General features: G+C 71.1%; 11 protein-coding genes. 4 read left to right on the top strand and 7 right to left on the bottom strand.

Going from position 1 to position 13,942, the window contains the following annotated elements:
• Positions 1 to 5: 5 nt before the first annotated feature.
• The 5 genes from ACIRPK_RS24050 to ACIRPK_RS24030 are packed head-to-tail and all read right to left on the bottom strand — an operon-like array spanning position 6 to position 7,585.
• Positions 6 to 3,050: a hypothetical protein gene (locus ACIRPK_RS24050; RefSeq protein ID WP_403041422.1), complete on the bottom strand. Its 3,045-nt coding sequence runs from the start codon at positions 3,048 to 3,050 to the stop codon at positions 6 to 8.
• A complete protein-coding gene (locus ACIRPK_RS24045; protein WP_403041420.1) occupies positions 3,047 to 5,641 on the bottom strand; it encodes an ATP-binding protein in 2,595 nt (864 codons plus the stop codon). The genes ACIRPK_RS24050 and ACIRPK_RS24045 overlap by 4 nt, the downstream gene beginning before the upstream one ends.
• A complete protein-coding gene (locus tag ACIRPK_RS24040; RefSeq protein WP_403041418.1) occupies positions 5,638 to 6,258 on the bottom strand; it encodes a hypothetical protein in 621 nt (206 codons plus the stop codon). Before ACIRPK_RS24040 ends, ACIRPK_RS24045 begins: the two co-directional genes overlap by 4 nt.
• A complete protein-coding gene (locus ACIRPK_RS24035; protein ID WP_403041415.1) occupies positions 6,255 to 6,587 on the bottom strand; it encodes a hypothetical protein in 333 nt (110 codons plus the stop codon). The genes ACIRPK_RS24040 and ACIRPK_RS24035 overlap by 4 nt, the downstream gene beginning before the upstream one ends.
• A complete protein-coding gene (locus tag ACIRPK_RS24030; RefSeq protein WP_403041413.1) occupies positions 6,584 to 7,585 on the bottom strand; it encodes a hypothetical protein in 1,002 nt (333 codons plus the stop codon). The genes ACIRPK_RS24035 and ACIRPK_RS24030 overlap by 4 nt, the downstream gene beginning before the upstream one ends.
• A gap of 960 nt (positions 7,586 to 8,545) precedes the next feature.
• Between ACIRPK_RS24030 and ACIRPK_RS24025 the strand changes: the two genes are divergently transcribed.
• From ACIRPK_RS24025 to ACIRPK_RS24015, 3 genes are all read left to right on the top strand, one after another.
• Positions 8,546 to 9,103: a hypothetical protein gene (locus ACIRPK_RS24025; RefSeq protein WP_403041410.1), complete on the top strand. Its 558-nt coding sequence runs from the start codon at positions 8,546 to 8,548 to the stop codon at positions 9,101 to 9,103.
• A complete protein-coding gene (locus ACIRPK_RS24020; protein ID WP_403041408.1) occupies positions 9,100 to 10,812 on the top strand; it encodes a hypothetical protein in 1,713 nt (570 codons plus the stop codon). The genes ACIRPK_RS24025 and ACIRPK_RS24020 overlap by 4 nt, the downstream gene beginning before the upstream one ends.
• A gap of 239 nt (positions 10,813 to 11,051) precedes the next feature.
• The gene (locus ACIRPK_RS24015; protein ID WP_403041405.1) at positions 11,052 to 11,753 is read left to right on the top strand and encodes a DUF6215 domain-containing protein; all 702 of its coding nucleotides are present in this window, start codon (positions 11,052 to 11,054) and stop codon (positions 11,751 to 11,753) included.
• A 270-nt stretch (positions 11,754 to 12,023) separates the two neighbouring features.
• On the opposite strand, the gene ACIRPK_RS24010 is transcribed toward ACIRPK_RS24015, so the two are convergent.
• Positions 12,024 to 12,401 (bottom strand): immunity 53 family protein, encoded by a 378-nt coding sequence (locus ACIRPK_RS24010; RefSeq protein ID WP_403041402.1) that lies wholly within the window; start codon positions 12,399 to 12,401, stop codon positions 12,024 to 12,026.
• 71 nt (positions 12,402 to 12,472) lie between these two features.
• Between ACIRPK_RS24010 and ACIRPK_RS24005 the strand changes: the two genes are divergently transcribed.
• Entirely contained in the window at positions 12,473 to 13,594 is a 1,122-nt protein-coding gene (locus ACIRPK_RS24005) for an IS630 family transposase (protein ID WP_403041400.1), read from the top strand.
• Between the two features lies 1 nt (position 13,595).
• Here the strand turns inward: ACIRPK_RS24005 and ACIRPK_RS24000 are convergent, their stop codons facing one another.
• Positions 13,596 to 13,919 carry a hypothetical protein gene (locus ACIRPK_RS24000; protein ID WP_403041398.1) on the bottom strand — a complete coding sequence of 108 codons (324 nt, stop codon included), beginning with the start codon at positions 13,917 to 13,919 and terminating at the stop codon, positions 13,596 to 13,598.
• Positions 13,920 to 13,942: the final 23 nt, after the last annotated feature.

Raw genomic sequence — 13,942 nt, 5'->3', positions numbered from 1 at the left:
CACCTTCACAGCTCCGGCCTCCCGCTCGGCCCGTCGGCTGAGCCCTCGACCGGCTCTCCGCCGGCCGCCTCGACCGTCGGGCCCCGGTGGTCGAGGTGAGCGCGCATCCGCCACGCCTCCAGCGAGCCGCGCGCCGGGTCCGTAGCCCCGAGCAGCCGCGGACTGACCCGCCGCAACACGGAGGGGTCCATCGCCGGATCCGCCGACGTCACCGCCTGCGCCTCCACAGCCTGCGCGGACGGCGCCGAAGCGGGCCCGGACGGAGCGGGCGGCGCCGGAGCAGGACCGGACGGCACCACGGGGGCGGAGAAGACCTCGCCCGTCTGGAGGTTGACGAAGTTCCCCGGCTCGTCCTCCATCGCGGCGATCGGCTCCGGCGACGGCACGAAGTCCGGGCCCAGTGCGGCCCCGAATTCGGCCGGACCGCTGTCCGCCTGGCCCACGGGCACGACCTGACCGGCGGGCCCTGCAACCTCCCCCTGCAGGACCGCTCCGCTCGGCTCGGCCTCGAAGAACGGGTACTCCCCTCCGCGGTCCCGGGCGTGCTCCCAGACCTGGCCGTGGTCGGCCGGGTTGTGGTGGCCGGCCCGGCCGCTCGGCTCCTGGAACGGGTCGCCGACGGCCAGGTCGTAACCGGCGGCGGCGTTGTCGCGGGCGGACTCGTACGCGTTGCGCATGCCGTTGATCAGCGGCGCCACGTGTGTGTTGCCCATGACCGCCGCCTGCAGGTACTGGTGCCGGGCAGCGCCGGCGACGGTGTTGACGGCACCCTTCGCCGTCTGACCCACCTTGCGGGCCCCGGCCTTCTCGTCCGCCCACCACGACTTGCCGACATTGGAGTAGTGCCGCCACTGCACCCCGGCGTGGTCCCGCAGGACGCCCCCGGCACGGTTGAGCCGCGTCAGCGTGGCCGGAGCCCCGCCGGTCACGTTCCAACTGACCTTGCCAGCCTTGCCCGCGAGCAGCGCCAGGCGCCCGGCCCGTGTGTTCAACAAGCGGTTGTGCACGGCGTGCCCGAGCGGGGTCACACCGCCGCGCGGCATCAGCACGCGGCGCCCGGCAGCAGTGGTGGTCGGACCGGGCTGATTCGGCTGACCGCCGGGTCCACCGGGACGGCCGCCAGGGCCGGGACCACCTGCACCGCCAGGACCGTGCGGGCCGCCCAGCCCGCCCTGCGGCGGCAAGGGGCCACCGAAGGGGCCCACCGTGCCGACCGGCTTGAGCCGGCGGGCCAGCTTGTGCGACGGCAACGGGTTGCCGGCCGCGAGCTGGTGGGCCGCCCGCACAGGCAGGGACAGCATGGACATGCCGCGCCGGAACTCCCCGTACGCCCCGGCCGCCATCCCGGCGGCGTTCATCTTTCCGAGCCCCGGGTCCGCGAGCGCGGACAGACCCTCGGCGATCCGCGCCTTGCGCAGCAGCGCGGAGTGCCCGCCAATGCCTCCGCCCATCCCGCCTCCGAGCCCGCCGCGCAGCCCGCCGTAGCCGCCGCCCGACCCGCCCTGCCCCAGGTTCCCCAGCGCCTGCGACATGGCCAGGCCCAGACCGGTGTTCTCGCCCATGAACAACGTGCCGCCGATACGAGCGAACCGCATGCGGTTAGCGAACCGGTCACCCAGCTGCCCGGCCGCAGCGAACACCCGGCGGTGAAAGACCAGGAGCACCACCGCGAAGCCGTCCAGGATCAGCAGACGCTGGATCATGACCGTGTTCTGGGGACTGGTCAGGATGCCGTTCGCCCCAAGAGCGAACAGCGGCAGCATCACCGACACCGCGAGCTCGGTGACCACGCTGGTCAGGAAGATGCCCAACCACTTCCACAAGGCGGCCCGGTTGCCACCGGGCAGCATCGCCCAGATCCCGGCCGGCGCGGTCAGCGACGCGGCGATCACGTCCGCGAACTGGCAGCCGATGTGCACCAGCGCCATGCCGACCACCACGATCGCGATCAGCAGGACCGCCAACAGCACGAGCGCGACGCCGCCCACCCGGTCCCAGTTCGAGTTCACCGCGAAGTTGTAGGCCGCGTTGCCCTCGTCGCCATGGCGCTTCAGCTCGACCTTCAGCTCGTCCCACGACGACGTCTTCGGGCAGGCCACGTCGCTGCCCGGAAGCCAGCTGATCCCGCAGTCGGATGAGTCCTTGGCCTTGATCTCGCCGTGGATCCACCGGTAGTGGACGTCCGCGAGCTCCTTCTCCCGCTGATTCGTGGAGTCCGGGTTCGGGATGATCCCGTACTGCAGAAGCTGATATGGCTGCACCACGAGGGTGCGCGTCAGCATCATCCGCAGCGGGCACGACGGGTCGTTCTTGTCCTTGTCGGAGGTGCAGCCCGGATCCGGACCGTTGACCCCGGCGGCGAGCTCCCCGGCCTGGTGCGCCGCCTGCTGCGCCTGGACGACCGGACCCTGCTCGCCGAGCACCGAGCGGGGAGTCAGCGCGGGCATCAGCACCAGTGCCGACAGCATCAGGGTGATCAGCATCTCGCCGGCGCCGCGCCCCACCTTGCCGCGCATCATCAGCAGGCCGCCGAACGCCACCCCGGCGGCGAGGAACAGGCCGTAGAGGCTCAGATCGTTGGCCATGATCTGGAAGAACTCGTAGTGGAGGTGGTTGGCGGTGCTGATCAGCGTGCTGACGATCGGGAAGTTCCAGATCCACCCCACGACCCAGCACATGAAGCCGACCAGCATCCGCACCAGCGCGAACCCGGCACCCAGCAGAAGGTTGCACACGTGGCTGCGGATGTCGGTCGTGCCGCCGTTCTCCGACTTGAGGTCGTAGTTGTCCAGCGGGACGCCCTCGGAGCTCAAGACGTTCAGAGGCGCCAGCACGCCGCCGCGCTCGCCGTCTGCGGCGAACGCCGACTCGGTACCGGCGACCAGGAACAGGTAGGTCATCCCCAGGGTCATCAGCACGGTGCGCCGGCCCGGCCAGTAGAGGGCCGCGACCGCACGAACGCTTCGCCAGGCCGCGCCCGCCCGCCGGGCCCGCGGCACGACCAGCCCGGCAACCCGGGCCACCACCTTGGGAATCGGACGGATCGTCATCGCACGGCCACCTTCCGGGGCTCCTGCGCGCCGCGGCCGGCGGCCGGGCGCTTGCTGACGGGGGTGGTGTAGATGGCGCTGTACTTCGGCAGGTTCTCCGGGACCAGGACCTTGACCAGACCGATCCGGCCGCGGGTGTCGCGCAGGAGCATCTCCCCCGCCCGGTTCGCGTGGCCGCGCGGCGACAGCTCGGCCTTGACCAGCTGGATCAGGGACTCGTCGTCGTCGGGCAGGCCCAGGAACTCCAGACCACGCCGGGCCATCGCCTCGTCGCCGGTACGGGCCAGCACCCGCTGCACGATCAGGCCCCGGATGGTCTCGTCGCCCAGGTCGAGCGCGTCGTGGCCCCCGGCGCACCAGCCCGCGTTGTGCTTCCTGCCGTCGTGCGCCAACTCGCTGATCAGTGCGCTGCCCTCGGCGCTGGAGGTCAGCCAGTACACCTCGTCGAAGATCACGGCAGCGAACCGGTGCAGGTCGGAGAACGCAATGTGGCGGCTGATCGCGGCGATCAGATAGAGCACCGCCCGGCCGATCAGCGACTCCAGCGGCTGGGTGCGCAGCACCTCCGGCCGGCCCAGCGCTTCCTTCGGAGGAAGGGTGAGGCCGTTGGTGGTGAAGACGACCAGGTCGGCGGTCAGGGCCGACATGCTCAGAGCGGGCAGCGAAGGGTCGAACACCATGCGGGCCAGACGCGCGTCTGCCACCGTGCTGAGCAGGTCAAGGGCGTCGGCCGCGGCCTCGCCTCGGTTGCCGCCTTCGGTGGCGATCGCCTGCAGCTCCTGGAGGACCAGGCCCATGTGCGGGTTCCGCGCGGCGGCGGCCGCCTTGACCGCCCGGCTCAGCACCGCTCCGCCCGGCGACATGGCCTCCATCTGGGTCTGCAGCAGCAGGTAGCTGAGCGCGGCGGCCTCGCCCTGCGCGGCGGGGAGCACCCGCAGCGGGTCGATGCTGATCGTCGCGTCGGCGGCGTCGATGACCTGGTGGCGTCCCGGCGCGGCCGAGCGGGCGAAGGAGGCGTACTCACGGTGGTTGGTCCGGTCGATGACGATCGCCCGGTGCCCGCGGTCGACCAGGGCAGCCATGATCATCTTCAACAGTACGGACTTCCCGCTGCCCAGGTCTCCGAGGACCGCGAGGGAGGCGGCGATGTTGCTCGCCGGCGCGGACGCCAGGTCCAGGAACACCGGCCGGAACGTGCCGCAGTCCAGCGACCGGCCAAGCATCGGTCCGGCGTCGTCGCCGACCTCACCTACCGTCAGCGGCCCGGTCATCGCCCAGTCCTCCGACAGCTGGAACTGCGTGCACTCCCGCGCCCGCAGCGCCGGACCCGCGCCGGGAAGCCCGAACTGGAACATCCGCAACTGGCCACCGCGCGGCCGGATCGCCCGGTAGTCCGCGCCGCCGAGCCGGGCTTTCAGATCCCGCGCCCAGTCGTCGCACTCCTGCGCGCTGGGTCCCCACACCGTCAGCACGGTGCGGGACTGGACCTCCAGCTCCACACTGGTGCGCCCCAGCCTGGCCTCCTGCTCGCCCAGGATCTCGGCGGCGCCGTGCAGCGAGTCCGGCGTGCCGGTCGGGTGGGCAGCCCACTGGTCCGCCTGGTCGCTGAGTTCTGCCTTTTTCTTCGCGATCATCCGCTTGGCCTTCGCGGAGTCCACCAGGGTCAGGTCGACCACGGCATCCACCGGGTAGGGCAGCAGTTCCAGCTGCGCCAGGATGTCGGCGGAGCCCTCCGCGACGGCCTCCGGAATCTCTTCCAGGGCCAGGTGCGCCTGGTAGCCGACGCCCTCGGGGGTCTCCACCTGCAGCCAGAGCTTCGAGAGCGCCCCGCCGTCGAACCGGGAGGAGAACCAGTTGCGCATTCCCCCTTCAGACTCAGTGCGGGCGCCCGGTGCCTGCCCACCTTCCAGCAGTCGCGCCTGGCTCAGGCTCGCGTAGCCGGGGCTGCGCAGCTGGGCGCCGACGACCTTCCCCTCAAAGCGGGTGCTGCGCTCGGCCTCCGTCAGCAGCGGTTCTACCTGGCCGCGGTGGACGGCGTGCTGCTGGATCCAGACGATCTCGGCCGGACGGGCCGGGCGCAGCTGCAGTCCGCCGCCGAAGCCGGCCTCGATCTGCCGGGCCACTCCCCTATATAGCCGCACCTCGCTGATCGGGACGGGGGCGACGGGCAGGCCGACCTGCTCGCCGAGGGTCGCCCACAGTGAGCCGCCGGCCTGGGTGAGCTGGGCGGCCCGGCCGGGCGCCTGGAGCGGCAGGGCCAGCCACAGGGTGCGCCGGTGCATCGCGTAGTCCTGCACCATCTCGGCGGCGGCGATCGCGCTCTCGCGGGTGCCGGGATTGGCGTCCAGGTCGATGTCGGCGGCGACCTGGTCGAAGACCTCGCTGGGCTCGACCCGGGCGCACAGGCTGTACAGGCGGGCGTTGCCGGACAGGGAGCGCACCAGGCTGGTGACCCGGCGCAGGACCTCCTGGCGCTCCAGCTCGGAGGCGTAGCGGGAACCGATGGGGGTTACGCGCCATACCGCCCAGACCGGCCCGGCGGTGGACCACAGCAGGTGGCCGGAGATGTGACGGAAAGCTGCGACCCTCATCGTGGGTCTCCCTTCTGGGCGGCGTTGATGGCCGCGGCGGCGGCGAGCATCTGCTGGAGCGGGGTGAGAGCCGGCGCCGTGGCGGCCGGAGCGATCGGGTGCGGCGCCGGTGCGGGCTCACGCGGCTCGAAGAAGCTGAGGGTTCGAACCGGCTCCACGTCCCGGTGGACCGCGGCCTGGACTGCGGCCTGGACAGTGGCCGCTTCGGCGGCCGGGGCCAGGTCATCGACGGCGTTCTCGAAGGTGAAGGTGGAGCCGGTGAGGAGGACAGGCCGCACCGGGCGCACCGCCTGGCCGCCGATCTGGCCCGCTCGGGGTGAGACGGCCAGCGACACGGCGTCGGCGACCACCAGGAACGGGCTCCGGCCGGCGATCCGTGAGTGCCGCGCGGCCCAGATCGCCACCGCCCACGCCAGCACCGGCAGCGGGCCGAGCAACGGCGCCCACCAGGTCGCCGTCTTGACCAGGACGTACGCTCCGAGGGCGGCCACCACGAGCTGCGGGGGCGTGTACGGACCCATCGGGATGCGCCAGTCGCCGATCTTGCCCAGAACCCAGGGATGCCTTCTGGCCTTGGTGTACGAGCGGCCGATCCGGGGACGCGCGGCGCTGCTCACGCCGCTGTGCCCAGCTGCCCGGTGAAGACACCGGTCGGGAGCTCACGGGAGAGCTGGCCCGCGCCCTGGTATGGCGCGGTGGCCGGCGTCTTGTTCTCGCTGACCTCGCTGCGGAACAGGTCGGAGAAGGAGAGCCGGTTCGCGAAGAGGCTCCAGACGATCACCAGGCCGATGGCCCCGCCGATCGCCGACTTGATGCTCATCTTCCTGACGGCGTGGACGATGACGATCGCCGTCAGGCCGATCATGAGGCCGCTCGCCACCCAGCCCATGAGCGTTCCTGCCCAGGAGTTGCCGAAGTTCTGGAGCGGTCCAGCCAGCTGCGTCATCGCCGTACCCCGTTCAGGTCGGAAGGTGCCGGCGACGGCTTGGTGCTCGCGCCGGGAAGGAGGGAGGAGGTGGGGGCCAGTGCGGTGATCTCCCAGCGCCCGGCCCGGGCGGTCAGGGCCAGGGGGTAGGACAGCGGCCACTCGCCCGTGGCGTCGGATGCCTGGACCACGGCCTGCACCTGGAGGACCGTGCCGTCCGCGGGTGAGGACGGCACGGCGGACGTCGTCGACAGGGCCTTGAGGGTGATCTGGGTGTAGGTCGCCGCGGGCGCGGGGATCTTCACCCCGGGCGAGACATAGCGGGAGCTGTCCCCCACGCCGGTCAGGTAGGCGCTCAGGTAGCCGGAGATCGTCTCCTTCAAGGGCCCGTCACCGACCTGCGAGCCGTACACCGGCACTGCCGGATCCGGATCCGCGATCGTGGCGGGCGGCGCCACCTGAGCCGGGGCCGCCGACACCACGAGCGCGTCCGGAGCACCGCCCGACCCGGCTGCGCGGGTCATCGACACCTGGACCGCGTAGTAGCGGACCTCGACCGATCCGGCCTGGGCGCCGCGGCCCTGCGCAGAGTTCTGCGCAGACGGCTGCGCAGAACTCTGCGCAGCACCCGCGCCCGGCTGGCCGCTCTGCGCATCGCCCGGCGGGACGACGACGGTGGCCGCCACCGTCACCTGCCAGGTACGCCCGCCCATCGGCTGGCTGCGCACGGCGATGGACTTCTGGACCGTCAAGCGCGCAGCGCTCTTCGGCTGCGGCAGGCTCACACCGGGCGCCATCATGCGCAGCGCATTGGAAGTGGTGTCGGCCGACGAGCTGCGCAACCACAGGTCGACGAAGGCCTCGGCGTACCCGGTCGGCGGTGCGATCGCCGAGGGGGCGGCGGGCGAGGAGACGGGTGTGGCGGCCGTGCTCTGGACACCCAGAAGGGCCACCGCGAAGGCGAGCGGGCCAGCCGCCAGCGCGACCAGGGCGCCAGTACGAAGGACGGCCGTCCGCACCCGGGCCCGGCGAAGTTCACCTCCGTCGGCGATCAGAGACGGGGCCGGCGCTCGGTCGCGCCGGGTGGAGAGAGGACTCACGAAAGGGCTCCTTGGTCGTCAGCGGATCAGCTGATGACTGAGGAAAGCCCTCGACCCTTGGTGGAAACCTTGGTGATCGGAGGCTCTGGGATAACACCTCCGCAACGGCCCCCACCAATGCATTGAACTGCGGTTTTATGACTTCCAAGGATTCCTTGGAGACCAGCGCGGATACCTTGGTGACGCCACGGCACCCATCGGCGCCAACCTTGGAGACCAGTCGCCTGGCCATCCGGAAAACCTTGGAGACCGGGTGCCAGCAGCACCCGAAACCTTGGTGGCCGCCCCGGGTGGGAGCCCGCCAACCTTGGTGGCCGCCCCGCGCCCGACCGGCGAACGTTGGTGGTCTCCCGCAGCCCGCGCCCGCCCACCTTGGAAGCCGCCCCAGCGCACACGTGCACAGACCTTGGTGACCGCCGCCCACAGGCCCGGCCTGCCCCGGCGCGAGTGCCGCAGCCGCGCAGCACCGCCAGCCGCCATGCCGGGCAGCCACGTGAGCGGGCCGTCCCCCACGGAGCGCGGACCGATCGCCGGACCCAACCCTGCGCAAGATCATCTGACGGATGCGCGGCGCCCCCGCGATGCCCATGCGCACAGGCGTTCGTCTGCGCATGCGCAATCCCCGGCCTCTGCGCATGCGCAACGCCTCGACCCGGCCCTGCGCATGCGCAGAACCGAAGCCGAACCAGGATCGGCATCTCTGCGCACGGTCCTCCGGACCGTCACCAACGTTGCGCGGGCCGGGTCTCCAAGGTGTTCGGACACCTTGATCACGACCGTTATGAAGCCGTTGCCTACGACGGCCCGAGCACCAAGGTCTCCACCAAGGGTCGCGGGATTACCTCTGTCGTCGATCCCCGCACGACCCAAGGAGCCACCATGACCACCCTGACGAACGCCGCCCCTGCCCTGGCAACCGCGGCCTACCTCTCGGCCGGCCTGGGCGCTCTGTCGACCACCGGGATCACGCAAACGTGGTTCCGCAACGGACGAGACACCGAGGGAAGGTCCGCCGTCACGGCCGCCTGGCTGCTCCTCCTCGCGCTCTGGCCGGTCCCGCTTCTCCTCCGTGCGGCCCGCAAGCGCCGCGCACCCCGCCCGCGCGGTGCCCACCGAGCCGGACCGAAGAGCACACCACCCGCACCGAAGACCTCTGCACCGCCACGGCCGACCTACCCGCCGGTGCCGCCGCACGGGTTCCGGTGCAAGTACGACGGGGCCCGGACCGCCCTCACAGAGGGCCGCATCGACATCGCCCACCGCCGCGTCACCGGCCTCATCGACGACGCCACGAAGTACTTCGGCGCAGACCACCCCTACACCCGCTACGCCTGGGACCTGCTCGCCGAAATCCTCCACAGCGCCCCGGCCCACCCCGACCATGCCAGCGTGTACGTCACCTCGCCCGCCGGCTTCGCCGCGGCGGTGAACTGGTGACCGGCGACTTCCTCACCCAGCTCTCCACCGGAGCGGACGGCCTTCTGTCCTGCAACGGACTGGACTACATCGAGTTCGACGTTCGCATCGCCCGTGACCCGACCTGCCCGTCAGCGAGTAAGGCCGCGTACATGGCCCTGGCCGCCTTCGCCGACATGGAGCTCCACATCACGCTCACCGCAGAGTCCGTGGCCGGCTGGTCGACCGAGGTCCGCTCCGCAATGCTGCCCTACCGAAAGACGATCGCCGCCTGCATGGGCCGATCCGCCAACACCTTCGACCGCGCCGTCGTCGACCTGGTCGGCCGGGACTTCCTGCTCGTCCAGCCCCAGGAGAACCCTGACCATCCCGGCGCCCCTGATGCGAACCTCTACCGCCTGACCGACCGCGAACGCTGGGCCCGCCAGGTCCTCGAACGCGCCTCCAACCCGACGCCGCCGGCCCCCCTCCTCGGGGCCGACGGCCGGCCGGTGCCCCGGGTGCTGCGTACCCCCGGCATCGACTTCATCAAGCTGGACGCCCGCATCGCCTGCTTCGGCGGCCGCTCCCCGAACTACAAGGCCGTCTACGCCGCGGTGGCCTCCTTCGTGAACCTGACCAGCCGGGCCATCACCGAGCGCCCGCCGACGATCCGTGAACTCATGGCCTGCACCGGCCTCGGCCGCACCGCCGTCACCGACGCCCTGGCCCAGATGCGAGCCGACGGTCTCCTGGTGACACGGGATCAGTACGCCTCGGACCACGAGGGCGGCGGCCGCCTCGCCTCCAGCTACGCCCTCCTGGACGGCCGGCTCTGGCGGGCCCGCGCAGCCGCTCGGGAAGACCGTGAGATCGCCCAGTTCATCGGGGGGTCTACCCATGAGCCGGACGGGGGTCTCCCCACCACGCGGACGGGGGTCTCCCCATCAGCCGGACAGGGGTCTCCCCACCAGCCGGACATCTCTAATAGAAGTAGTGAGAACCGTGGCGGCGAGCTCCTTCCGGACGCCCGGAGGGCATCTTCAGGTGGTAAGGCGCGCGGTCCGCGCGCGAACCGCGCCGCCAAGCCAGCCGCCAAGGGCGGCTCCGCCGCCGACCGGACCAAGAAGCCCCGCACCACGACCATCCGCACCACCCCCTCGCGCCCCGTCCCCGGCGAGGAGATCGTCTTCGCAGCCATCGACGCCCTGGGCGTCAGCAAGCACCCGGCCCTGCGAGTCCCGCCGCTGCGCCGAGCGGTACGCGACCTGCTGTCCGCCGGCCGCACCACCGACCACGCGCTCGCCCGGATCAACGCGGGCTGGTGGAGGGCCGGGGCCCCGGAACGTGTCGCCAGCGGCGAGATCCGCGGCGCGGTCGGCTACCTCGCCACCGTCTTGAGCGGGCAGGACTGCGAGCGCCCCGACTGCGAGCGCGGCGTCATCCTCGGATCGGGCGAGGACTGCCGGGCCTGTGGGCTGCGCGAGGTGGAGCGGGAGGCGGACCGGGCCCGCCGTCACCTGGAGGCGCAGACTGAGGCGGCTGCCAGCTCTGGCAGCCGGGCGGCGAAGCGGCCTTCGACAGGTTCTGCTGACCGCAGCCACAGCACGAAGGCCACCTGGAAGTGCCAGGCCCCCGGGCCGGGAGGCATTGGCACGGGAGTGTGCGGCCGGCCGGGCCTGGGGACGCCGCCGCCCCTGCCGATGTGCCCCGACTGCCTGGACGATCTCCAGCGAGCACTTGGCCGCTGATCACCGTCGCCCGAGATACACCTGTCACGAACCCGCGGGACTAGCCCCAATGCCACTTACTTAGGCCACCCACCAATTGCCGGCCGGTCTAAGCGGGCTCCACATGGGTGCTGACCTGCGAAACCCACCCTGGGAAGCCGTCAAAGTCACCGGCAATGCGGCTAGCCGAGGAACCCGCAGGCCACAGGCCCGGTACGGACGATACGATCAAAATCGCGTTTCGTAGTGGGGGGCCAGGCGTGGAAGCCGAGAACGTCGTCGAGCAGGACAACGAGCAGGGCGCCGAGCCGGTCAAGGACCGGGCAGGCATCAAGGTTGCGGTCACAGCGGCAGTGCTCTGCGCTGTCCTGGCCGGACTGTGGGGGACGGGGCAGTTCGACGGCCCGTCGGAGAAGGCCGGCGAGAAGGCCAAGCCGGCCGCGTGCGACGCGCCCCGGCCGACCGACTCGCAGGGGTACGAGGCCGCCTGCGCCGCGCTGAACCGGCCCGATCTGCCCGCGCTGCTGGGCATGCCGACCGACCACGTCGTGGTCGCGCACCCGATGCCGATGGCGATCGGGAAGGAGCCGATGGTGGAGGTGCGCCTCCAGCACGCCGCGGTCGCCCTGATGGTAAGCACCTTCTCGGTCAACGACAGGTTCGAGATGCGGCCTGTCCTCACGGGCCTCACGGCTCAGGCGACCGTCCTCGGCCACCCCGCCGCGACCTATTCGAGCGGCACGATGGCCTTCGTCCCCGCAAACGGGAAGAACGGGAAGGCCGACACCAAGTCCGGGCCCAGCACCCGGAACATCCTCGTTGCTCAGGACGCCAAGGCTTCCGGCGGCCGGACGTTCGAGCTCGTCGTCTTCCGCGAGGACGGCACGGACGTCGACGGCCCGACCCTGAACCGGCTCGCCGAGACCCTGCTGCCGACCCTCCCGGGCTGGGTCGCCTCGTAGCCCCCGGCACCCGCGCGAACCGGTGGCATGCCACGGGCTCCTGACAGGCCGTCGAACGGCATCAGGAGGCCAATGGGATGACGCCCTTGCCGGTGGTGGCCTGCGCGAGGCGGAGGCTGGTGCCCTCGGTGAGGATGATGTGGGCGTGGTGCAGAAGCCGGTCGACCGCAACGACGAAGGGCCCGGTGGCCCCTCCCCAGGCGCTCTGGGAAGGGGCCACCGGGCCCTTTCAAGCTGGTGTGTCCGGTCTAGTGCTCTGACCGCATAGGTTCACCGGTTTGAGGTGGTGGTGTCCGGAGCTGGAGGTATCGGGCTGTGATCGTCTTGCCCTTGCCGTTCGTTGGGGGTGTTCTCCACTGCCCACTTGCCGAAGAGGGTGAGTGCCTCGGAGAGGTTGCCTGGTCCGCACGCGGCATGGAAGGTCATCTCGGAGGTCCAGGCCATGACCCAGTCGTTCTTGCTGCGCTTGAGGTCCTGGCGGGGGAAGTCGTGTCCTTCCAGGTCGGTGTCCTCCAGGTCGATGCGGACTGACCAGCCGGGATTGTCAAGCGTGTCGATCTTGATGCCCCACTCGTGCTCCCAGTCCTCGTTGCACTGTGCGGAGTACCAGGCCTGTAGCCAGTCCAGGACGTTCTCGGCTTCGTTCATGGCACGAGATGCTAGGTCAGCCGCGAGTCCAGGACCGGACGCGGCTGGTTCAACTTGCCCTGGGAGTCGCGATGGCCGAGCCGGTACGCGTGCGAAGACTGACCGATCAGGAGGGGCAGCGGCTGCAGCAGATCGTGCGGCGGGGCAGCACCAGCTCGGTGCGCTACCGGCGCGCGACGATGCTGCTGGCCTCCGCCGGCGGGAACCGCGTGTCGGTCATCGCCCAACTCGTGCAGGCGGACGAGGACACGGTGCGCGACGTCATCCACCGCTTCAATGAGATCGGCCTGGCCGCACTGGACCCTCAGTGGGCGGGAGGCCGTCCCCGCCTGCTCAGTCCTGACGACGAGGACTTCGTCGTCGCGACGGCCACCACCCGCCCGACCAAGCTCTGCCAGCCCTTCACCCGCTGGTCCATCCGCAAACTCGCCGCCTACCTGCGGAAAGTCCACGGACGCGTCATCCGCATCGGCCGCGAGGCGTTACGGTGCCTGCTCGCCCGACGCGGCGTCACCTTCCAGCGCACGAAGACCTGGAAGGAGTCCCCGGACCCGGACCGGGACGCGAAGCTCGACCGCATCGAGCACGTGCTGGAGCGCTTCCCGGACCGGGTGTTCGCGTTCGACGAGTTCGGTCCCCTCGGAATACGGCCCACGATGGGCTCGGGCTGGACCGCAGCCGGCCACCCCGAGCGGCACCCGGCCACCTACCACCGCACCCACGGCGTCCGGTACTTCCACGGCTGCTACTCGGTCGGCGACGACACGCTCTGGGGCGTCAACCGCCGCAGGAAGGGGGCCGCGAACACCCTGGCCGCACTGAAGTCCATCCGCGCGGCCCGCCCCGACGGCGCACCCATCTACGTGATCATGGACAACCTGTCCGCCCACAAGGGCGCAAAGATCCGCGGCTGGGCGAAGAAGCACCGTGTCGAGCTGTGCTTCACCCCGACCTATGCGTCCTGGGCGAACCCGATCGAGGCCCACTTCGGGCCGTTGCGGCAGTTCACCATCGCCAACTCGAACCACCGCAACCACACGGTGCAGACCCGGGCCCTCCACGCCTACCTGCGCTGGCGCAACAAGAACGCACGCCACCCCGATGTCCTCGCGGCTCAACGCCGTGAGCGTGCGCGCATCCGCAGCGAGAAGGGCCTCCGCTGGGGCGGGCGCCCTCTCGCTGCCGCAGCCTGACCTACCGCGCAGCCCGCAATGCCGGCGCGATCTGAACCACATCCAGGTCGACCACGACCTCCTCGGCGTCCCACACGCCACGGGAGGAGATCGCCAGGCCAATGAAGGCCAGCTCGGCAGCGTCGTCACGCAGTTCGCACTCTTCGCGGCTCTCCTCGCCGACCCTGCCCAGTTCCTCGCGATCCCAGGCAGCGACCGCCGACTCAGCCACGGACCGAGGCAACCGCACCTCGATCCGGCTGACCTGGGGATCGAGGCGAGCTCCGACCGCCGCCAGCACGACCCGGTCTTGCCGATACCTCACGTACTGCTCGCGATCTTCCACGAGCCGAGGGTACTCAGGCCCAA

Origin of the sequence: Kitasatospora sp. NPDC101801 (assembly GCF_044766665.1) — a bacterium.
Taxonomy (GTDB): domain Bacteria; phylum Actinomycetota; class Actinomycetes; order Streptomycetales; family Streptomycetaceae; genus Kitasatospora.
This window is presented reverse-complemented; position numbering and strand designations above follow the sequence as displayed.